20 protein-coding genes are annotated in these 21236 nt (G+C 72.8%); 16 read left to right on the top strand and 4 right to left on the bottom strand.

Annotated elements, in window-relative coordinates:
• Positions 1-54: 54 nt before the first annotated feature.
• The gene (locus tag BM414_RS08130) at positions 55-1416 is read right to left on the bottom strand and encodes an aminomethyltransferase family protein (protein WP_093578926.1); all 1362 of its coding nucleotides are present in this window, start codon (positions 1414-1416) and stop codon (positions 55-57) included.
• 286 nt (positions 1417-1702) lie between these two features.
• Complete coding sequence (gene ligM / locus BM414_RS08125; protein ID WP_093578925.1) at positions 1703-3103, bottom strand: vanillate/3-O-methylgallate O-demethylase; 1401 nt, start codon at positions 3101-3103, stop codon at positions 1703-1705.
• 451 nt (positions 3104-3554) lie between these two features.
• Here ligM and BM414_RS08120 point away from each other — a divergent pair, with 451 nt between their 5' ends.
• The 13 genes from BM414_RS08120 (at position 3555) to BM414_RS08060 (ending at position 15726) form a co-directional block, all read left to right on the top strand.
• The gene (locus tag BM414_RS08120; protein WP_175551491.1) at positions 3555-4700 is read left to right on the top strand and encodes an MFS transporter; all 1146 of its coding nucleotides are present in this window, start codon (positions 3555-3557) and stop codon (positions 4698-4700) included.
• 156 nt (positions 4701-4856) lie between these two features.
• Positions 4857-5612: an ABC transporter ATP-binding protein gene (locus BM414_RS08115; protein WP_217644612.1), complete on the top strand. Its 756-nt coding sequence runs from the start codon at positions 4857-4859 to the stop codon at positions 5610-5612.
• The gene (locus tag BM414_RS08110) at positions 5599-6309 is read left to right on the top strand and encodes an ABC transporter ATP-binding protein (RefSeq protein WP_093578922.1); all 711 of its coding nucleotides are present in this window, start codon (positions 5599-5601) and stop codon (positions 6307-6309) included. Before BM414_RS08115 ends, BM414_RS08110 begins: the two co-directional genes overlap by 14 nt.
• 1 nt (position 6310) lies before the next feature.
• Positions 6311-7192, top strand: coding sequence for a branched-chain amino acid ABC transporter permease (locus tag BM414_RS08105; RefSeq protein WP_093578921.1), 882 nt, complete (start codon positions 6311-6313; stop codon positions 7190-7192).
• A gap of 125 nt (positions 7193-7317) precedes the next feature.
• Complete coding sequence (locus tag BM414_RS08100; protein ID WP_245784569.1) at positions 7318-8349, top strand: branched-chain amino acid ABC transporter permease; 1032 nt, start codon at positions 7318-7320, stop codon at positions 8347-8349.
• The gene (locus BM414_RS08095) at positions 8346-9608 is read left to right on the top strand and encodes an ABC transporter substrate-binding protein (protein WP_093578920.1); all 1263 of its coding nucleotides are present in this window, start codon (positions 8346-8348) and stop codon (positions 9606-9608) included. The genes BM414_RS08100 and BM414_RS08095 overlap by 4 nt, the downstream gene beginning before the upstream one ends.
• A 151-nt stretch (positions 9609-9759) precedes the next feature.
• The gene (locus BM414_RS08090; protein ID WP_245784568.1) at positions 9760-10437 is read left to right on the top strand and encodes a GntR family transcriptional regulator; all 678 of its coding nucleotides are present in this window, start codon (positions 9760-9762) and stop codon (positions 10435-10437) included.
• 80 nt (positions 10438-10517) lie between these two features.
• Positions 10518-11171 (top strand): GntR family transcriptional regulator, encoded by a 654-nt coding sequence (locus BM414_RS08085; RefSeq protein WP_093579059.1) that lies wholly within the window; start codon positions 10518-10520, stop codon positions 11169-11171.
• Positions 11168-11872 carry a 4-carboxy-4-hydroxy-2-oxoadipate aldolase/oxaloacetate decarboxylase gene (locus tag BM414_RS08080; protein ID WP_093578919.1) on the top strand — a complete coding sequence of 235 codons (705 nt, stop codon included), beginning with the start codon at positions 11168-11170 and terminating at the stop codon, positions 11870-11872. The genes BM414_RS08085 and BM414_RS08080 overlap by 4 nt, the downstream gene beginning before the upstream one ends.
• Positions 11869-12945 carry a 4-oxalomesaconate tautomerase gene (locus tag BM414_RS08075; protein ID WP_093578918.1) on the top strand — a complete coding sequence of 359 codons (1077 nt, stop codon included), beginning with the start codon at positions 11869-11871 and terminating at the stop codon, positions 12943-12945. The genes BM414_RS08080 and BM414_RS08075 overlap by 4 nt, the downstream gene beginning before the upstream one ends.
• Before the next feature lie 26 nt (positions 12946-12971).
• A complete protein-coding gene (locus BM414_RS08070) occupies positions 12972-13928 on the top strand; it encodes a VOC family protein (protein ID WP_093578917.1) in 957 nt (318 codons plus the stop codon).
• Positions 13925-14710, top strand: coding sequence for a DUF1932 domain-containing protein (locus BM414_RS08065; RefSeq protein ID WP_093578916.1), 786 nt, complete (start codon positions 13925-13927; stop codon positions 14708-14710). Before BM414_RS08070 ends, BM414_RS08065 begins: the two co-directional genes overlap by 4 nt.
• Positions 14707-15726 carry an amidohydrolase family protein gene (locus tag BM414_RS08060; RefSeq protein ID WP_093578915.1) on the top strand — a complete coding sequence of 340 codons (1020 nt, stop codon included), beginning with the start codon at positions 14707-14709 and terminating at the stop codon, positions 15724-15726. The genes BM414_RS08065 and BM414_RS08060 overlap by 4 nt, the downstream gene beginning before the upstream one ends.
• Before the next feature lie 22 nt (positions 15727-15748).
• Here the strand turns inward: BM414_RS08060 and BM414_RS08055 are convergent, their stop codons facing one another.
• Complete coding sequence (locus BM414_RS08055; RefSeq protein WP_093579058.1) at positions 15749-16369, bottom strand: putative quinol monooxygenase; 621 nt, start codon at positions 16367-16369, stop codon at positions 15749-15751.
• 268 nt (positions 16370-16637) lie between these two features.
• Here BM414_RS08055 and BM414_RS08050 point away from each other — a divergent pair, with 268 nt between their 5' ends.
• Complete coding sequence (locus BM414_RS08050) at positions 16638-18215, top strand: tannase/feruloyl esterase family alpha/beta hydrolase (protein ID WP_093578914.1); 1578 nt, start codon at positions 16638-16640, stop codon at positions 18213-18215.
• Positions 18216-18490: 275 nt separating this feature from the next.
• Positions 18491-19363, top strand: a complete 873-nt coding sequence (purU, locus tag BM414_RS08045) for a formyltetrahydrofolate deformylase (protein WP_093578913.1) — start codon at positions 18491-18493, stop codon at positions 19361-19363.
• 91 nt (positions 19364-19454) lie between these two features.
• Here the strand turns inward: purU and BM414_RS08040 are convergent, their stop codons facing one another.
• Positions 19455-20081 (bottom strand): hypothetical protein, encoded by a 627-nt coding sequence (locus tag BM414_RS08040; protein ID WP_093578912.1) that lies wholly within the window; start codon positions 20079-20081, stop codon positions 19455-19457.
• A gap of 186 nt (positions 20082-20267) precedes the next feature.
• Between BM414_RS08040 and BM414_RS08035 the strand changes: the two genes are divergently transcribed.
• On the top strand, positions 20268-21140 hold the full coding sequence (locus tag BM414_RS08035; protein WP_093578911.1) for an SDR family NAD(P)-dependent oxidoreductase: 873 nt from the start codon (positions 20268-20270) through the stop codon (positions 21138-21140).
• Positions 21141-21236 lie beyond the last annotated feature (96 nt).

The following is a 21236-nucleotide window of genomic DNA, read 5'->3' as shown; positions in this document are numbered from 1 at the left end:
GCCCCCGGGACGAACTCGTCCCGGGGGCCTCGACGTGCGCGGCGACGGGCGGCGTCAGCGGGTCCGGTAGGCCTCCCGGGCGAAGTCGACGAACGGGACGGGGGCGACGGTGGCCCGGATCTCGACCTGCACGTGGTCCTCGACCGCCGGCTTGCCCGAGACCGGCTGCTCGCCCCACACCACGGTCACCTCGGTGCCGGGCTCGGCGAACTCGTTCTCGAGCGTGGCCAGCGAGACCATGACCCGCTCGTTGGCCAGGTAGCCGCAGTCCAGCGAGATGCCGATCTGCCGACCGTCCTTGAGCACCTTGTCCTCGTGGTGGGTGGCGTAGCGTGCCTTCGGCATCTCGATGTACTTCGCACCCGGGCCGGGCCGGTACACCGAGCCGACGGCCGCGGTGACGTCGTCGGCGTTCCAGACGAGGGTCACCTTGGTCCGGGGCGGCGCCTCGGCCAGCTTCTCGAGCGCCTCGCGGCCGACGAAGTCGTGGTCGAACCTGACGGTCTTGCCGTAGCCGACGTCGAACGGCGTGAGGTGGTGGTCGCGGATGTCGGCCGGGTCGTGGCTGCCTCCGATGGAACCCACCTTCGTGACCGGGAGCCACTCCCGGTACTCCTGCATGAGGGGGTGGTTGGAGAACAGGGCCGTCATGGGCGCCGGCACCCATCCGGACTCGAGGTTGGCCGTCGAGTACGCCTTCGCCCCGACCCGCACGAGCCCGTGGTGCTCCCCGGCCGTGAGCAGGGCCTCGAGGACCGCGTCGCCGTCGTCCCACGGGCCGAACAGCTCGAAGCCGGGCTGGCCCGCCATGCCGTGCCGCAGGCCGCGGACGCGCCGGCCGGCGATGGTGAACTCGGTCGTGTTGAAGAACCTGACCTGGGGGAGCGGGGCACCGGTCACCTCCTCGATCAAGGCGGCGGCGGTCGGCCCCTGCAGCTCGTAGCGGTAGAGCTTCGGCGGACCGGAGGTGCGCACAGCGGAGTTGTCGTCCCGTTCGACGGTGGCCTCGTAGTCCCCGCGCTCGAGGTGGAACGTGACCCAGTCGATGACCATCGGGTGCCCGACGAGGTCGAACAGCTCCTCCTCGAGGTGGAAGAGGATGGCGTCGCCGATCAGGTGGCCGTCGGGGTTGACGGCGACGTACTGCTTGGCCTTGCCCACCCCGAAGCCCGCGAAGGTGTTGACGGCCAGGTCGCTGAGCAGCCGCAGGGCGTCCGGTCCCTCGATGAAGAGGTCGGTCATGTGGTGCGACTGGTCGAGCAGGGCACAGCTCTCCACCCAGGCCCGCTGCTCGGAACGCCAGTTGGTGAACTCGGGCCTGACGGGGAAGGTGCTCGGGGGGAAGGCGAGGTTCCGCAGCAGCTCGACGGGGCTGCCGACCCGGGCGAGGGCCGCGGCCAGACTCTCGGAGGACATGACGGTGGTGGCCCTTTCGTCGCGGGAGGGAGTCGCGGGAGGGAGTCGCGGGAGGGACAGGAGCAGTGCCTGCCCGGGGGTGCCGCAGTACCGGCTCGAGCCGTCCTCCGGCGGTGTTCCTCCACCGTATGGAGCCCGGATGTGCAGCGGATCACGCGGATGACCACAGCGGGTGACCCCCCGGACGCAGGCGCGCCGCGACATGTGACGTACCGCGGCCACCGGGTCCGGACACGGCTGTGGCCGGGCGACGAGGGATCGTCGCCCGGCCACAGCCGGTGTGCCGTCAGGCCCTGCCGGTGGTGCGCCAGCCGCCCTGGTAGGTCTCGCGCGCCATCTTGGCGTAGGGGACCGGGCTGACGATGGCCCGGACCTCGAACTGCTCGTGCGGCTCGACGGTGGTCTTCTTGCTCCCGCCGTCGGGCTCGCCCCACACCACGCGGACCTCGGCGCCGTGCGGCACGTCGGGGCTGATCGTCGCGAGGGACAGCCCCTTCTTCTCGTTGGCCGAGATGCCGGTGAACATCGAGACGCCGAGCACGGTGCCGTCGGCGTCGACGACCGAGTCGAAGTTCGACGACCCGTAGTTCGCGTTCGGCAGGTCGAAGAACTGGTACCGGGCGTCCTCCACCTGGTTCGCGAGGAGCTTGGCCAGGTCCTCGGAGTTCCACTCCAGGGTCACCTTGCGGCGCTGGCTGTCCTTGTCCACGGCCTCGAGGGCGTCACGGCCGACGAAGTCGTGGTCGAACTTGACGAAGGAGCCGTAACCGAGCTCCCACGGGTTGGTGTAGTAGTCCTCGATGTCGTCGGAGACGAAGCTGCCGGCGATGGCGTTGGTCGCCTCGTAGCTGTCGGCGCCGAGCCACTCGCGGTACGGGCGCAGCTCCTCGCCGGTGTAGATGGCGGGCAGGGGCGAGGGGATCCAGCCCGACTCGAGGGTGTTGGTGGAGTACGCCCGCGAGCCCACGGGCTCCATGCCGAACTCCCGGCCGGCCTCGATGATGGCCTCGCGGACCCGGTCGTAGCTCTCGTAGGGGCCCCAGATCTCCAGGCCCGGCGCGCCGGCCATGCCGTGCCGCAGCGTGCGCACGGTCTCGCCGGCGATGGTCATCGTGCTCATGCGGAAGAACTTCAGCTGCTCCACCGAGCCGCCGTTGAGCTTCTCGATGATCGACCAGGCGTTGGGCCCCTGGATCTGGAAACGCCACAGGTCGCGGGTGACCGCCTTGCCGTACGGCCGCGACGGCGACCGCGGGTCGTTGCGGATCTCGACGTCGTAGCCGCCGGTCTCGCCCTTGAACTGCAGCCAGTTGGCGCCGGGCGCGCGGCCGACGTAGACGTACTCCTCCTCGGCGAGGTGGAAGAGGATGCCGTCGCCGATGACATGGCCGGCGGGGGTCACCGGGACGAACTGCTTGGCCATGTCGACCGGGAAGTTCGCCACGCTGTTGATGCCGGTGTCGGAGATCAGCTTGATCGCGTCCGGGCCGCGCATGAAGAGGTTGAACATGTGGTGCGACTGGTCGAAGAGCACGGCGGTCTCCTGCCACGCCTTCTGCTCCCGCCGCCAGTTGGTGAACTCGGAGGGGACGACGGGGTAGATGTAGGCGCCGAGCTGCGAGTTGCGCAGCAGGCCCACGGTGTCGCCGGTCTGGTCGAGGAGGTCCTGGAGGTTCTTCGCAGTCATGTCCGTCCGTTCTCGTCGGTTGTCACTGCCACGGGCCGGCCGGTGCGCCGGTGGCTGCCCGCAGGTGGTCGGTCGGGCCGGGCGGTCGGGCCGGGTCCGGGTGGTGCGCCGCCGCGGTGCCTGCGCGGGAGGCCCGGGGACGTGCGTGGCCCCCGGCCCCCACGACATCGCGGGTCGAGCCTAGAGCCGCTCCTGTGGTCCAGCACACAGACATCCGTCACCGGGTCCCGGCCGTTGCGGCCGAGCGGCGTGCGTCGGATGACGGGACGACCGCGTCATATGACGTAGGGGACGGCGGGTCCGCGGCGCCCGGCGTGACGACGGCGCCGACATCGGTGAGGGTGGCCCCGTCAGACGACGGCGGAGGGGGCAGGCGATGAGGCGTCGGCCGTCCGCCCCGGGGCCCGCGCCCGCGGTCGCGGCCGGGCCGGACCGGACGTCGTGGCGCGCCGTGGCGGCCCTCCTGGGCGCCGGGGTGGTCGCCGCGGCGCAGATCGGCGGGGCCGCGGCCGCACTGCCGGTCCTGACCGACGACTTCGGGCTCGGCTCGGCCACCGCCGCCTGGTACCTGTCGACGGTGAGCGCCCTGAGCGCCGTCGGTGGTGCCCTCCTCGGGTGGCTGGGGCAGACGCTGGGGTTCGGCCGCCAGGTCCGGCTCGGCCTGACGGCGATCGTCGTCGCCGACCTCGGGGGCGCGGCGGTCGACTCCCTGACGGGGCTGCTGGTGGCCCGCGTCGGGGAGGGCATCGGGCTCGTGATGGTGATCCTCGCGGCGCCGCCGCTGCTCTCGGAGGTGTCCGGGCCGGAGCACCGGCGGCTCGTCGCCGGGACCTGGGGCGCGTACATGCCCGTGGGCTCCGGGCTGGCGGCGCTGCTCGTCCCTCCCGCGATCGGGCTCGTGGGCTGGCGGGGGGCGTCGGTCGCCGACGCCTGCGTCGCTGCCGGCGCGCTCCTGGTGGTCCTGCGCTGGGTGCCGTCGGCCGCGGTGCGCCGGAAGCCGTCCCTCGCGGGTCTGCTGGGAGCGTTCCGCTCGCGGTCCGTGGTGGTCATCAGCGTCGTCTTCGGTCTGTACTCCGCCCAGTACCTGGCCGTGGTCGGCCTGCTGCCGGCCGCCCTCGTCGCCGACGAGGGGCTGTCCGTCGCGGACGCGGGACTGGTCGGCGCCGTGGTCTTCCTCGTGAACGCACCCGCCAACCTCCTCGGGGCCTACCTGGTGCACCGGGGAGTGCCCCTGCGGTGGGTGGTCCCCGCGGCGTGCGCGGGCATGGCCGTGACCGTCTGGGGAGTGCTCGACCCGGCGCTCCCGGTGGAGCTGCGGGTCGCGTCGGCGGTCGCCTTCTCGTTCGTCGCCGGACTGGCCCCGGCCGCCCTGTTCGCCGGCCTCGCCGCGGTGTCGGCGGGCACCGGGTCGGCCGGCGCGGCCATCGGCCTGGTGACGCAGGGGTCGGGCGTGGGGCAGCTGCTCGGACCGCCGCTCGTGGTGGCGGTGGGCACGGCCGCCGGCTCCGGGACGGCCCAGTCGGCCGTGCTCGTGTGCCTCAGCTGCCTGGTCGCGGCGGGTGCCGTGCTGCTCCCTCGAGGCGCGCGGAGCCCCTGACGAGGTCCGCGGCGGCCGAGACGACTCTCACATCAAATCGTTGACAATCCCCGGGAGGCCTCCGTACGTTGCGGCGACGGGTCGGGGGCCCGCGCACCGGAGCACGTCCCAACGGCGGGAGATGCGGCAATGGCAGGTGAGCTGACGCTGCAGGACGTGAGTCTGCAGTTCGGCGGGATCAAGGTGCTGCAGGACGTGTCCTTCGCCGTCGAGCCGAACCAGATCTTCGGCCTCGTGGGGCCCAACGGCGCGGGCAAGACGTCGCTGTTCAACTGCATCAGCGGGCACTACCGGCCGACCGCGGGCACCGTGCTGATCGACGGCACCGAGGTCCAGGGCGCGCGCCCGGCGACGCTCGCGCGTCACGGCCTGGCCCGGACGTTCCAGCACCCCGCGCTGCAGCTGCACGAGACGGTGCTCGAGAACGTGCTGCTCGGTGCGCACGCGCGGCTCCCCGGCGGAGCGCTGGAGTGGGCGGTGCGGACGCCGCGCACCCGGCGCGCGGAGAAGGAGTTGCGCGCCGAGGCGCTCGACCTGCTGGAGCGCAACGGCCTGGGCTGGGCCGCGCACCTGCAGGCCGACGAGCTGTCGCACGGCCTCCACAAGGGCATCGAGCTCTGCCGTGCGCTGCTCATGAAGCCGAAGCTGCTGCTCCTCGACGAGCCGGCCGCCGGTCTGCCGCACAGCGAGGTGGAGACCCTGATCGCGACGGTCCGGCGTCTGCGCACCGACGACGACATCACCGTCGTCATCGTCGAGCACCACATGGGCCTCATCGCCGCCCTCACCGACCGCGTCGTCGTGCTCGACCACGGGGCCAAGCTGATGGAGGGGACGGCCGCCGAGGCGCAGTCCGACGCCCGCGTCATCGAGGCCTACATCGGGAAGGACGCCGCGGATGACGCTGCTTGAGCTCGAGGGCGTCACCGCGTCCTACGGCCCCGTGCAGGTGCTCGACGGCGTGTCGCTCAGCGTTCCCGAGGAGGGGGCGGTCGGCATCCTCGGCGCGAACGGCGCGGGCAAGACCACGACGCTCCGCGCGATCAGCGGCACCGTCCGCGCGGGCGGCCGCATCACCTTCGACGGCAAGGACATCCGCGGCATGCGGCCCGACCAGGTCGCCGCCCTGGGCATCGCCCACGTGCCGGAGGGGCGCGGCACGCTCGGCGACCTGACCGTCCGCGACAACCTGCGGGTCGGCGCCTACCTGCGCAAGGACCGCAAGGGCGTCGACAAGGACATCGACTACTGCCTCGACCTGTTCCCGAACCTGGAGGAACGCATCACCTCGAACGCGTCGGCCCTGTCCGGTGGTGAGCAGCAGATGCTCGCCGTGGGCCGGGCGATCATGTCCAAGCCGCGGCTGATGCTCCTCGACGAGGCCTCGCTCGGCCTCGCCCCGAGCACCGCGAAGAACGTCTACGACGCGATCCGGCGCCTGCGTGTCGAGTCCGGCATCGCCATGGTCGTGGTCGAGCAGAACGCCAACCTCGCCTTCACCCTCGTCGACAGCGCCACGGTCCTGGAGACCGGCCGCAATGTGCTGACCGGCACGTCCGCCGAGCTCAAGGGCATGGACGAGATCCGTCGCGCTTACCTGGGAGGTTGAGATGGGGAAGTTCGTCCAACTCGTCGTCGACGGCCTGTCGACGGGCTCGGTCTACGCCGCGCTCGCCCTCGCCATCGTGCTGGTCCACCAGGCGACCGGCCTGATCAACTTCGCGCAGGGCGGCATGGCCGTGCTGTCCGCGTACGCCGTGTGGTGGCTGACGAACCGGGGCCTGCCGCTCGTCGCCGCCATCCTGGTGGCGATCGTCTTGTCCGTCGTGTTCGGCGCTCTGGTGGAACGGTGGTTGATGCGGCGCTTCGAGCGCGGCGACCCCGACACCGCCGTCGTCGTCACGATCGGCCTGCTGACGCTGATCACCGGCTTCGCCGGCTGGCTCTGGACGTACAACAACCAGCAGTTCCCCTCGCTGTTCCCCCTCGACACGGTGTCGTTCCTGGGCGTCTCCGTCAGCGTCCGCTCGCTCGGGACCACCGCCGTGATCGTCGTGGCGATGCTCCTGCTGCAAGGGCTCTTCGTCGGCACCAAGCTCGGCCTGGCGCTGCGGGCCGTCGCGATCAACCCGCAGTCCGCGGCGTTCTGCGGGCTCCCCGTCGGACGCCTCCTCATGGTCGGCTGGGGCCTGGCCGCAGCGCTGGGCGCCGTCGCCGCCGTGCTCGTCGCGCCGCAGCTCACGCTGACCCCGGGAATGCTCGACAACGCCCTCGTGTACGCGCTGGCCGCCGTCATCCTCGGCGGTCTCACGAGCCCGATCGGGGTGGTCATCGCCGCCTGGATCATCGGCATCCTGGAGAACCTGGCCGCGGTCTACGTCCCGTTCATCGGCTTCGACCTGAAGGTGGCCGTGCCGTTCATCCTCATCTTCGTCGTACTCATCGTCCGACCCCAGGGCCTGTTCGGCCGGAAGACCGTGGTGCGCGTGTGATGGCCTCCTCCCCGAAGACCTCCTCCCCGAAGACATCCGCCTCGAAGACATCCGCCTCGACGACATCCGCGCCGACGTCGTCCGCCACGACGTCGTCGGCCTCGTCGTTCCGGCAGCGTCCGTGGGTGCGCTGGGGAGCTCCGCTGCTGCTCGTCGCCGGGCTCGCCGTCCTGCCGCTCGTGATGACGGAGGGCGCCAACGACACGCTCGCCCGCATCGGCGTCTTCGCCGTCGCCGTGCTGGGGCTCAACGTGGTGATGGGCTACACCGGGCAGGTCTCGCTCGGCCAGATCTTCTTCCTGGGTCTCGGCGCGTACGTCACCGCGTACGGCGTCCAGAGCGGGTGGAACATCGTCCTCGTCTTCGTGCTCACCTGCCTCATCCCCGCCGTCGCAGGACTGGTCGTGGCACTCGCCGCCGCACGCCTGGGTGGGCTCGCGATCGCGATGGTCACCATCGCGCTGCCCATCGTCGGTGTGCCGCTGGCGAAGCGGTTGAGCGACTTCACCGGCGGCTCGCAGGGCCTGTCCGCGCGTTTCGTCGAGGCGCCGGAGGGGAGCGGGCTCTACGACGACCAGTGGCAGCTGTACCTCGTGCTGGTCATCGGCGGGATCGTGTTCCTGATGACGAGCCTCCTCGTCCGGGGCAAGTACGGCCGGGCCTTCGCCATCGTCAAGGGCAACGAGAACGTGGCGTCGTCCATGGGCATCTCGCCCTACCGCTACAAGGTGCTGGCCTTCACCATCGCGTCGCTGATCGGCGGGGTGAGCGGCTTCCTGTACATGGTCGTCGTCCAGTACACGTCGCCGGAGACCATGAGCTTCGGGCACTCGATCGAGCTGCTCGTCGCGATGGTGATCGGCGGCGCGGGCAGCATCGTGGGCTCGCTCCTCGGCGGCGCGTTCTACGTGATCGTCCCCGACGTCACGAACGCCATCGACCCGAGCCTGACGGCGCTGCTGCAGGGCGCGCTCCTGCTGGCCGTGCTGTTCGTCCTGCCCGGTGGCCTCGTGTCGCTGCCCCGCGCGCTGATGCGCAGGCTGCGGCGCTCTCCCGCCGGACGCGGCTCCGCCGCACCACCGACCACTCCGTCATCGACCCCCGGGTCGGGCACCGCGGCGGAGCAATCCGAGACAGAGAGGCAAGGTCACGCATGAACAGACACTCCCGATCGCGGAAGGCGCTCGGCATCGCCGTCGCGTCGGCGCTCGCGGTCACGGTCACGGGTTGCGGCAACCGGGAGGACGCCGGCCGCAGCGGTGACGCGGCCGAGGGAGCGCCCAGCCCCGGTATCACCGACGACTCGGTCACGCTCGGCATCACCACTCCGCTCAGCGGTGCCACGGCGGGCCCGGGCACCTGCACGGTCGCCGGCGTCACCGCGTACTTCGGCATGAAGAACGCCGAAGGTGGCATCGAGTTCGGCGACGGGCAGACCCGCACCGTCGAGATCGAGGCGCTCGACGACACGTACGACCCGCAGCAGGCGGCGGCGAACTACGACCAGCTCAAGGACGAGGTCTTCGCGATGACCGCGGGGCTGGGCACGCCGACGAACCGTGCCTGGCGCGACGCGGCGATCGCCGACGAGGTGCCGCAGGTGCTGATCATGACGGGCGACCCGCTGTTCAGCGACACCGAGGAGAGTCCGTGGCAGCTCGGCTTCGTGCCGATCTACCAGAACGAGGGCGAGGCCTTCGGTGAGCTGCTGGCCTCCTCGAGCGGCAACCACCGGGTCGCGATCCTGTCGCAGAACGACGACTTCGGTGCCGGCTACGTCGAGGGCTTCAAGTCGGCCATCGAGGGCGCGGACAACATCGAGATCGTCGACGAGCTCACCTACGAGGCGACCGACACGTCGGTCGACGCGCAGATCACCGAGCTCGCCAACAGTGACGCCGATGTCTTCTTCAACGCGATGTCGGTGACCCCGCTGGTCATCTCGTCGCTGCAGAAGGCGCAGCAGCTGGGCTGGACGCCGAACTGGTTCCTGCCGTCGAACACGTCGAGCCCGACGGCGATCCTCGAGCCCGGCGGCGCCGCGGCCTTCCCCGGCATCTACTCGGTGTCGTTCTCCAAGGCGCCGCAGAGCCCTGCGTTCGCCCAGGACGAGGACGTGCAGACCTACCTGGCCGCCCTCCCGCAGTACGGCAACTACCCCGACCCGCCGGCGTTCCCGCACTGCCAGTGGAGCTGGATGGTCGGCGCGACGCTGGAACAGGTCTTCATGGAGATGGAGGAGCCGACCCGCGACAGCTTCATGGAAGCCCTGCGCGGGATCGAGGGCTTCGAGGCGCCGCTCATGCTGCCCGACACATCGGTGAGCACGACCGAGGACGGCCAGCCCGCAGTGTCGACGGTGGTCGTGCAGAAGTACAACGGCCGGGGCTACGACACGGTCGAGTCCTTCGAGTGACGCCGGCGTGAGGCGCGGGGACGGCCCGTCCGTGGACGAGCCGTCCCCGCGTGCGGCGCACCCGCCGTGGTCGTCGCCGGCCCGCCCGCTCGGGGGACACTGCGCCTCCGGGCGCTCGCGCGGCCGCGATCGCGGTCCCTACGGTGACCCGGTGGCCCACCGCACCGGCGAGCACGCCCGCCTGCTGAGCGGCGTGCAGGCCCGGCGCATCGCCGAGCGACGACTCCGGGACGAGATCACGCGCGGTGCCGTCGTCCCGGGACAGCGGCTGGTCGAGCCCGAGCTGGGCGAGCGGTACGGCGTGACCCGCAACAGCGCCCGGCTGGCCCTGGACGTGCTGATCGCCGAGGGCCTGGTGGAGCGCATCCCCAACCGCGGGGCGCGGGTCCGGGTCATGTCCGGGTCCGAGGTGGTCGCCGTCCTGGAGTGCCGGCAGGTCCTCGACGGCCTGCTGGCGCGCAAGGCCGCCCAGAACGCCGCCGACGACCAGGTCGAGCGACTCCAGGCCACCGTCGGGCGGTTGCGGCGGGCGGTCGCCGACCACGAGTCCCTCGAGTGCTGGGAGCTGATCCAGGAGCACCACCGGCTGGTGGCCGAGGCCGCACGCCACGGCCTGGCGTCGTCACTGGTCGAGCTCCTGCAGAGCCGTGTCGCGCGGCACTCGTTCCAGTTCCTGCTGCGCCCGGGCCGCGCGCAGCAGGCGCTCGCCGAGCTGACGCAGGTGGTCGACGCCATCGCGGAGCGCCGGGCCGACGCCGCCGAGCGGGTCGCCCGGGCACACCTGCAGAGCAGCATCGACGAGCTGCTGCGGGAGCCGGCGGAGGCCTGACCGGCGGTCTGCGAGAAGAACGCCACCGATTGCTCACAGGATCGTTGGCAATCCTGCACCCCTGGGACTACCGTGCCGCCATGGCTTCCCCGGCCCAGGAGACGGCTGAGCGCGTCCTCCGCGTCGCGATCGCCCGCGGCGACATGCCACCGGGATACCGGCTGGTGGAGGCCGAGCTGGTGTCCCGCACGGGGGTCAGCCGCGGTGCCGTGCGGCTGGCGATCGACGCGTTGATCGTCGAGGGTCTGGTCGAGCGGATCCCGAACCGCGGCGCGCGGGTGAGGGTCGTGTCCACCGACGAGGCGGTGGCGATCACCGAGGTCCGGCTACCGCTGGAGGCGCTGCTCGCCCGCAAGGCGGCCGAACGCATCACCGACGCGGAGGCCGATCGGCTGCGCGCCCACCTGGAGACGATGACCGCCGCCGTCGACTCCGGCGACGTCCGCAAGTACTCCGAGCTCATCCAGCAGCTCTACGGCATGGTGGGCGCCGCCGCCCGTCACCCGATCGCCGCGGACCTGGTGAGCCGGCTGCAGGCGCAGCTCGTCCGCCACCAGTTCCGCCTCTCGCTCCGTCCCGGCCGGCCCCGCGTCAGCCTCGCCGGCTTCACCGAACTCGTGCACGCCGTCACCGCACGGGACCCCGCTCGCGCCGAGGCCGCCGTGGCCAGCCACCTCCGCAGCGTCATCGCGGCGCTGTCCGAGCCGACCCCGCACCCCGGAGGACCAGCATGAGGACCGTCGTCGTCACCGACCCGCCGCGCGCCGACGCCGGCGACGCCGAGACGCTGGGGGACTTCGGCGTCGCCACGGTGCACGAGGCGCTCGGACGGGTCGGCTACCTCGGTCCGGCGTTCCGCCCGGCCTGGGCCGGGGCGCGCATCGGCGGCACGGCCGTGACGGTGCTGTGCTGGCCGGGGGACAACCTGATGATCCACGTGGCCGTGGAGCAGTGCCGGCCCGGTGACCTGCTCGTCGTCGCGACCAACTCCCCGTCGACCGACGGCCTGTTCGGCGAGCTGTTCGCCACCGCACTGGCCCACCGCGGCGTCCGGGGGGTCGTGCTGGGCAGCGGGGTGCGCGACGTCGCCGAGCTCCGGGAGATGGGCTTCCCCGCGTGGTCGACCGCGGTCAGCGCGCAGGGGTCGGTGAAGGCCACCGCCGGCGCGGTCAACGTGCCGGTCGTCCTCGGGGGCCAGCGGATCTGCGCCGGCGACGTGGTGGTCGCCGACGACGACGGCGTGCTGGTGGTGCCGCGCCTCGACGTGCCGCGCGCGCTCAGCGCCTCCCGGGCCCGTCTCGACAAGGAGGCCGCGAGCCGCGAGGCGTTCCGGCAGGGCGAGCTGGGGCTGGACCGCTACGGCCTGCGCGACCGGCTCGCCGACTTCGGCATCCAGTACGTGTCCCACGACGAGTTCGCGGAGGCGGAGCGGTGAGCTACGACGACACCGGGGTGCGCTGCACGATGCTGCGCGGAGGCACCTCGCGGGGGCTGTACCTCGAGGCGCAGGACCTCCCGGCCGACCCCGCGGCCCGCGACGACCTGCTGCTGCGGCTCATGGGGACACCGGACCCACGGCAGATCGACGGTCTCGGCGGGGCCACGACGCTCACCAGCAAGGTGGCGGTCGTGTCGCCGTCGGAGGCCCCGGACGTCGACGTCGACTACCTCTTCCTGCAGCTCGGCGTGGACGAGGCCACCGTCAGCGAGCTGCAGAACTGCGGCAACATCCTGGCCGGCGTGGGGCCGTTCGCGGTCGAGCGCGGCCTCGTGCCCGCCGCGGAGCCCGAGACCAGCGTGCGGATCCGCATGGTCAACTCCGACAGCGTCGCCGTCGCCACCTTCCCCACCCCCGGGGGACGGGTCGAGTACCGCGGCGACGTCGCGATCGCCGGCGTCCCCGGCACGGCCGCTCCCGTCGTCCTCGCCTTCGCCGACACCGAGGGATCGGCCACCGGTGCGCTGCTGCCGACCGGCCACGTCCGCGACACGGTCGAGGGCGTCGAGGTGACCTGCGTCGACAACGGCATGCCGGTCGTCCTGGCGCTCGCCGCGTCGTTCGGGCTCACCGGGTACGAGTCGCACGAGGAACTGGCCGCGGACGCGGCACTGCTCGACCGGGTCGACGCCTTCCGCCGCAAGGCCGGCCAGCTCATGGGTCTGGGCGACGTCGCCCGCGCGTCGGTGCCCAAGACGGTGCTGCTCGCCGCCCCGCGCGACGGCGGGCAGGTCTGCACGCGCTCGTTCATCCCGGTGCAGCCGCACAGCTCGATCGGCGTGCTCGGCGCGGTCAGCGTGGTGACCGGGATGCTGCTCCCGGGCGCGGTCGGGCACGAGCTCACCGCCGACTGGCCGCGGGCGACCTCGCAGGTCGACGTCGAGCACCCGACCGGGCACCTGCTCGTCGACGTCGTGGTCGACGCCTCCGCCACCCCGCCACGGGTGGTCCGCTCGGGGGTCGTGCGCACCGCCCGCAAGCTCTTCGACGGCACCGCCTACCCGCGCTGAACCCGCCCGACCCGGAGGAGAGTCCCGTGCCACCCCTGCACGACATCGCCCATCTCGCCCACGTCGAGCTGCTCACCGACAAGCCCGAGGAGTGCCTGGACTTCTACGTCCGCTACCTGGGCATGACCGAGAACGGGTCGGCCGGCGACTCGGTGTTCCTGCGCGCCTGGGACGACTACGAGAACACGACGATCAAGCTGACCGCCGCGCCGCGGCCCGGCGTCGGCCGGACCAACTTCCGGGCCGGCACCCCGGAGGCGCTGCAGCGGCGGGTGGCCGCGATCGAGGCGACCGGGCTGGGCCGCGGCTGGCAGGACGGCGACCCCGGCTACGGCCCGGTCTACGTCTTCACCGACCCCGACGGCCACGAGATGGGCGTCTACTACGAGACCGAGTGGTACCGGCCGGAGGGCGACCTCGTCCCGGCGCTGAAGAACCAGGCCCAGGCCTACCCCGGCCGCGGCGTGAGCGTCCGGCGGATCGACCACATCAACTACCTCGGCGTCGACGTGGTGGCCAACCGCGACTTCGCCCGGGACGTCCTCGGCGGGATGGTCACCGAGCAGATCGTCCTCGACGACGGCGTCGCCGGGAGCTGGACGACGTTCACGAACAAGGGCTACGACGCTGTGTGGACCCGGGACAACACCGGCACCTCCGGCCGGCTGCACCACCTGTCCTTCGCCGTCGACAGCCGGGACGACGTCATCCGCGCCGCGGACCTGGCGCTCGAGCACGGCGTCCACATCGAGACCGGGCCGCACAAGCACACCATCCAGCAGAGCTTCTTCCTCTACGTCTGGGACCCGGCCGGCAACCGGATCGAGCTGGACAACCCCGCCGCCCGGCTGGTCCTGGCCCCCGACTGGCAGCCGATCGACTGGTCGGCGGCCGAGCGCGCCAAGGGCCAGGCGTGGGGGCTGCAGACCATCAGCACCTTCCACACCCACGGCACGCCGCCGGTCGAGGTCCCCGAGCGGTGACCACCTGCATCGCCGTCCTCGGGCTCGGTGAGGCCGGCTCGGAGATCGCACGAGACCTCGTCGCGGCCGGGGCCGACGTGCGCGGCTACGACCCCCTCGGCATCTCCGTCGACGGGGTCGCCGCGCGGGGGAACGAGGCCGACGCGGTGGCCGACGCCGACCTGGTGCTCAGCGTCAACAGCTCGCACGACGCCATGACCGCGCTGGCCAACGCGCTGCCCGGGCTGCGCGCCGGGACGCTGTGGGCCGACCTCAACACCGCCAGCCCGGGCCTGAAGGCCGCCCTGGCCGAGCGGGCGGGGGAGCGAGGCGTGCCCGTCGTCGACGTCGCGCTGATGTCGCCGGTGCCCGGCAAGGGCCTGCGCACGCCGATGCTGGTGTCCGGCGAGGCGGCCGGCCGGTACGCCGAGCTCCTCGCCGGCCTCGGTGCCGACGTCGACGTCGAGCCGGGCCCGGTGGGGACCGCCATGTCGCGCAAGCTGCTGCGCAGCGTCTTCTACAAGGGGCTGGCCGCCGCCGTGGTGGAGGCGCTGCGCGGTGCCGAGGCGGCCGGGTGCGCCGACTGGCTCCGCGGGAACATCGCCGCGGAACTGGCCGGGTTCGACGAGCGCACGGTCGACCGGCTGGTGGACGGCACCCGCGTCCACGCCCGGCGGCGGGCCGACGAGATGGCAGCCGCCACGGAGCAGCTGCACGAGCTGGGCGTGCCGGCCCGCGTGGCACCGGCCGCCCGCGACCTGCTGGTGGAGCTCCGTGACGCCGCTCCCGGGGAGAGCACGTGATCATCGACTGCCACGGCCACTACACGACGGCTCCGGCCGCGCACACCGCCTGGCGCGAGCAGCAGGTGGCGGCCTGGGGGGCCGGGACGACGCCGCCGGCCTACCCGTCCATCAGCGACGACGAGATCCGCGAGACGATCGAGTCGAGCCAGCTGCGGCTGATGGACCAGCGGGGCATCGACGTCACGCTCTTCTCGCCGCGGGCCTCCGCGATGGCCCACCACGTCGGCGACGCGGCGGTGAGCCTGGAGTGGTCGCGCCTATGCAACGACCTCGTGCACCGCGTGGCGACCCTGCACCCCGGCCGGTTCGTCCCCGTCTGCCAGCTGCCGCAGTCGCCGGGCGCGGACCTGCAGGCGTCGATCGCCGAGCTGCGCCGGTGCGTGGAGGAGCTCGGGTTCGTCGGCTGCAACCTCAACCCCGACCCCAGCGGCGGGTTCTGGAGCTCGCCGCCCCTGACCGACCGCTCCTGGTACCCGTTCTACGAGGCGATGGTCGAGCTCGACGTCCCGGCCATGGTGCACGTCTCGGCGTCGGCCACCCCGGTGTTCCACGCGACCGGTGCGTACTACATCAACGCCGACACCACGGCCTTCATGCAGCTCGTGCAGGGCCGCCTCTTCGACGACCTGCCGGACCTGCGACTGGTCATCCCGCACGGCGGCGGAGCGGTGCCCTACCACTGGGGCCGGTACCGGGGGCTGGCCGACATGCTCGGACAGCCGCCGGTGGAGTCCAACGTCATGGGCAACGTCTTCTTCGACACCTGCGTCTACCACCAGCCGGGGATCGACCTGTTGCTGGACGTGGTGGACACCGCGAACGTCCTGTTCGGGTCCGAGATGGTGGGCGCGGTGCGCGGCATCGACCCGCGGACCGGGCACCACTACGACGACACCCGGCGCTACGTCGAGGCCTCGGCCCTCGACGACCAGGCGCGCACCGCGGTCTTCGAGGGCAACGTGAGGCGCGTCTACCCCCGGCTCGACGCGGCGCTGGCGGCCCTGGGGCGGTGACCGCACGCCCCGCAGGACGCGGTCAGGTGGTCTCGGGGACCCGCAGGTGCGCGACGGCGACGTCGAACTCGGCGGTGTCGAGGACCTCGATGCCCAGGGCGGGGGCGAACTCCTCGCGGAACTGCCGGGCCCCCTCGCCCGCCTGCTCGAGGTGCGTCCCGCTGTCGTAGGAGACGGCGGCGACCGTGAGCCCCTCGTCCCGCCGGACCAGGACGCTGACGCTGCAGAACCCGGGCAGGTCGTCGAGCTTCGGCATCAGGGACAGGCGGACGGCGTCCACGGCGCGGTCGACGGCCCCGGGATCGGTGCGCAGCCAGGTGACGCGGGACCGGGCCCGCTGGCCGGCCTCCTGCACCCGGTGCATCGCGGCGATCTCCCACTCCTGCACCTCCGCCGTGCCGCCGAGGAGCTCGGTGGTCCGCTCCGCGTACGGCCGGACCGCCTCCCGGCTGTCCTGCAGCGCGGCCTCGTCCCGCCAGGACGTCGTGACGATGCAGCGGCCGCCGGCGCGGTCAGCCAGCACCGACAGACCGAGGCAGCCGTCCATCCGCTGCACCGCCGGCATCACCTCGTCCCGGGCGTGGTCGATCGCCGCGTCCACCGACCCGGGAGCCCCGGAGATCTCGGTGGACCGGGCACGCATCTCGGTCAATCGGCCTCCCGTCGGTCGCGGAGCCGGCGGTGCCCGTGGAGGGCGGCCGACCCGGCACAGGGTGCCCGTCGGCCCCGCAGACCGGCAACCGAGTCAATCGTCGCGTTCGGCGTACGACGGGAACGCCTGTGACCCGGATCACCCGGCGACCAGGATCGGGGCAACCGGACGCGACGCGGTGCGGACCGCGGGGGACAGTCGACCGCGCAGCGCCCCGCCCGGTCGACGGAAGTCCTCGACCCCCTGGGGGATCCAGCCCATGCGATCACGTCCACACCTCGCCGTGCTCTCGGTCCTGGCAGCGACCGCAGCCGCGGTGCTCGTGGCGCCCAGTGCGAACGCCGCGCCCCCGACGCCGGAGACCGGGCCGGTCGCCCCGGTGATGGGCTGCGGAGAGCTGGCGCAGTTCACCCACCCGGACACCGCGGTCACCGCGGTGGAGCAGCACCGCGGCGACGACAGGACGCCGGCGTCCTGCCGGGTCACCCTGCGTGTCGAGGACCCGGAGGACGGCGGGTCCGTCACGGTCTGGGTGTACCTGCCCGAGGAGACCTGGAACGGCCGGTTCCAGGGCGTGGGCGGCGGGGGCTTCTCCGGTGGGAGCGCCGGCAGCCTGGAGGCGCCGTTGCGCGCCGGCTACGCCGCGGCGGCGACCGACGCAGGACACGTGGGGCCCTCCGGCACCTTCGGCCTCCGTCCCGACGGCACCCCCGATCAGGCGGCCCGGGAGGACTTCGGCCACGAGGGCGTGCACGACATGACCGTCACCGCACAGGCGCTCGTGGCGGCCTACTACGGGCAGGAGCCGGCGTACTCCTATTGGAACGGCTGCTCGACCGGCGGCCGGCAGGGGCTCATGGAGGCCCAGCGGTACCCGGACGACTACGACGGCGTCCTCGCCGGGGCGCCGGTGATCAACTTCCCGGAGATGCAGACGGGGCAGATCTGGGGCCAGATCGTCATGCTGCAGGAGGACAACCCGGTCCCGGCCTGCAAGTTCGAGGCAGCTCTGGCGGCGGCGGTCGCGGCCTGCGACACCGTCGGTGACGGCGTGGTCGACGGCGTCATCGGGGACCCCTTCGCCTGCGACTTCGACCTGACCACGCTCGTCGGCACGGTGACCCCGTGCGGGACGATCACGGCGGAGGACGTCGCGGTCATGCAACGGATCCACGAGGGTCCGCGGGGCACCGACGGCCGCTTCCTCTGGTACGGGCTGCCCTTCGGCGCCCCCTACGCCGGCCTGCACGACGTCCGGCTCGACGAGTCGGGCCAGCTCGTCGGCAACCCGTTCGTCTACGACATCTGGTGGATCCGCTACTTCCTGACGGACGACCCGACGTTCGACTGGCGGACCCTCGACCACTCCTCGTTCGAGGCGCTGTTCGACCTCGCCGTCGAGCGGTACGGCGACATGATGGGGGCCAGCGACCCGGACCTGTCCGCGTTCCGCGAGAGCGGCGGCAAGCTCCTGATGTGGCACGGTCTCGCCGACTTCGGCGTGACGGTCCGGGGCACGGTCGACTACTACGAGCGCGTCCTCGACGAGCTCGGCCCGGGCCACACGCAGCAGTTCGCGCGGCTGTTCCTCGCTCCGGGCGTGGGGCACTGCGGTGGCGGGGCCGGCGCCCAGCCGGTCGACCCGTTCGGCGCGCTGGTCGAGTGGGTGGAGGGCGGCCGGGCACCCCGGACCCTCGACGCCGCCACGGCCGCGGGGGCCACCCGTCCGATCTGCGCCTACCCCACCGTGGCGCGGTGGACCGGCCGGGGTGACCCCGCCGACGGCAGCACCTACCGCTGCGTGCCCGCGACGCGGATGGAGCTGCGGCAGCCCTGACGGACCCGGGGACCCGGTCCCGGCCACGGCGGCGTCCACCGCCGTGGCCGGGACCGCCGGGGCGGACTCGCTGACCGGAGTGCGTCGATTGTCGCGGCCGGGGTGCTGACTTCTGCCGCGGGAGAGACGTCATCTGTGGCGTGCGGCACACCAGCCGCGGTCATAGGTTCACTGCGGCGCCGTCCTCAGGGAGCCGATCCGCTCGTCGGGACGGCCGGACGACGACGGTGCGGCCGGTGGACCGGCTGCTCCCGACCACTCGCCGAGGAGGCGCGATGACCCGGCCCGCCGACGCCCAGCACGGCGTCCTGGTGCTGTCCTGCCAGGACGCTCCGGGCATCGTGCACGCGGTGTCCGGACTGCTCGTCCAGGAGCGGTGCACCATCCTGGAGAGCCACCAGTTCGACAGCGCCGCGAGCGGCATGTTCTACATGCGGGTCGAGTTCGCCCACGTCGAAGGCGCACCGCTGGACTTCGCCCACCTGTGCCAGGCCTTCGAGGAGACCGCCCAGCGCTTCGGCATGTCCTGGCGGCTGGCCGACGCCGCCGAGCGCCAGCGCGTGCTCATCATGGTCAGCCAGTACGCGCACTGCCTCAACGACCTGCTGTTCCGCAACTCGATCGGCGAGCTCAACCTCGACGTCGTCGCGATCGTCTCCAACCACCCCGACCTGAAGGGCATCGCCGACTTCTACGGCGTGCCCTTCCACCACATCCCGGTGACCCGCGAGACGAAGCCCGAGGCCGAGGCGGCGCTGCTCGACATCGTGCGCGCGGAACGGGTCGAGCTGGTGGTGCTGGCCCGCTACATGCAGATCCTCTCCGACGGCCTGTGCCGGCAGCTCGAGGGCCGGGCGATCAACATCCACCACTCGATGCTGCCGAGCTTCAAGGGCGCCCGTCCCTACCACCAGGCGCACGCCCGGGGCGTCAAGTTCATCGGTGCGACCGCGCACTACGTCACCGCGGACCTCGACGAGGGCCCGATCATCGAGCAGGAGATGCTCCGCGTCGACCACTCGCTGAGCCCGGAGCAGCTCGCCGCGCGGGGGCGCGAGGCCGAGACCCGGGCCCTGTCGCACGCGGTGCGCTGGCACACCGAGAACCGCGTCGTCATCCGCGGGAACCGGACCGTCGTCTTCGAGTGAGCGGGACGGCGCGCCCGGCCTCCGCGCCGCCAGCCGGACCGTGCCCCACGGCGACCCGGCTCCGGGTCGCCGTGGGGCGCGGGTGCCCGGGTCAGACGGTCTCGGGTACCCGGAGGTGGGCGAGGACCAGGTCCATCTCGGCGACGTCGAGGATGTCGACGCCCATGATCTCCACCGCCTCCTCCCGCAGCGTGCGGGCCTGTTCCCGCGTCTGCTCGAGGTGTTCGCGGCCGTCGAAGACGATCGTGCCGACGGCGCGGCCGCTGTCCCGGTCGAGGAGCATGCTGAGGCTGCAGAAGCCCGGCATCCCCTGGATCCGCGGCATCAGGCTGGTGCGGTACATGTCGAGCAGCTGATCGGCCTTGGCCGGGTCGCCGCGGCTCCAGGTGATCCGCGCGCAGGCACCGTCCCCGGCGGCGTGCTCGCGGTGGAGGACGGCGATCTCCCACTCCCGCACCTCGGGGTCCCCGCCCGCTCCGAAGCGGTCCATCATGTGCCGGCGCATCGGCTCGACGCGCTCGGCGCTGGCCCGCATCGCCTGCTGGTCCCGCCAGGCCGACGTCGCGATGCACCGGCCGCTCTCGCGGTCGCACATCATCGACAGGCCGACGCAGCCGTCCATGTCCTGCATGGCCGGCCAGACCTCGTCCCGCATGTAGGCGATGGCGTCGTCGAGGGAGCCGGGGTCGCCGAGGATGGTGGTTGATCGGGCGTACATGCCGCCCTCCTCTCGGATCGGCGACGCCCCTGCGGCACCGCCGCACGGCCGAGCGTCCTCCCTCGCCGGACGCGGGACAACGGTCCTCGGCGCGGCCGCCGAGCCGCGGGGTCGAAGGGCCCTGACGGGACGGTGCGGTCGGGAGCAGGGTCGAGGCCCGCCGCCCGCGAGCCCGGGAGACCGACCATGACACGCCGACTGCCGACCGCCCCGCCCCCGTCGGCCGCCCTCGTCACCGGGGCGTCGTCCGGGATCGGGGCGGAGATCGCCACCGCCCTGGCCGACCGCGGCCACGAGGTCGTGTTGGTCGCCCGACGCCGGGACCGGCTCGAGGCCCTCGCCGGGCGGCTCTCGCGTCCCGGGATCAGGGTGCACGCCCTGCCGTGCGACCTGACCGACGAGGCGGCCCGCCGGGAACTGCCGGACGCCGTGGCGGGCCTCGGGCTGGAGGTGTCGATCCTGTGCAACGGCGCGGGCGCGGGGATCGCCGGTGACTTCACGACCGCGCCGGTCGAGCGGCAGGTCGACGTCGTCCGGCTGGACCTGGAGGCCGCCGTGGACCTGTGCGGGCGCTTCGTGCCCGGCATGGTTCACCGGAGGAGCGGCGCAGTGCTCAACGTCTGCTCGCTCCTCAGCATCGTGCCCATGCCGCGCATGGCGACGTACGCGGCATCGAAGGCCGCGCTGCTGTCCTTCACCGAGGCGCTGCACGCTGAACCGCGGCCGCACGGGGTCGCCGTCACGGCCCTGTGCCCGGGCACCGTCCCGACGGAGTTCATGGACCTCGCCGGCCTCGGCGCGGCGGTGCAGCGGATGCCCGCCTGGGCACTCGAGGACGCCCGCCGGGTGGCCGAGCGGGGCCTGGACGCCCTGGCGCGCAACCGGCGCGTCGCCGTCTCGTCAGCCCTGTACGGGGCAGCGGTGCTGTCACTGCGTTCCCTCCCGCACGCCCTGTGGCTCAGGGCGCTGCGGAGCGGATCGCCGTTCCCGGACGGGTGGGCGGACGTGCCCGCCGACGCCGGGTCCCGGGCCCTCGCACGGTCCTCTTGGGGATCCTGAGGCGCGCGTGGAGTCGCCTCACCCGGGCCCGGCGCCCTGGCGGGCACGCGGCGCAGCGGCCGCCGATCTGGTGGACTCGGCCCGTCGGACGGCCGG

The sequence above is a fragment of the Geodermatophilus amargosae genome, from assembly GCF_900116515.1.
Lineage (GTDB): Bacteria > Actinomycetota > Actinomycetes > Mycobacteriales > Geodermatophilaceae > Geodermatophilus > Geodermatophilus amargosae.
Note: the sequence above shows the minus strand (reverse complement) of the source record. Positions and strands in the feature narration are given on the sequence as shown.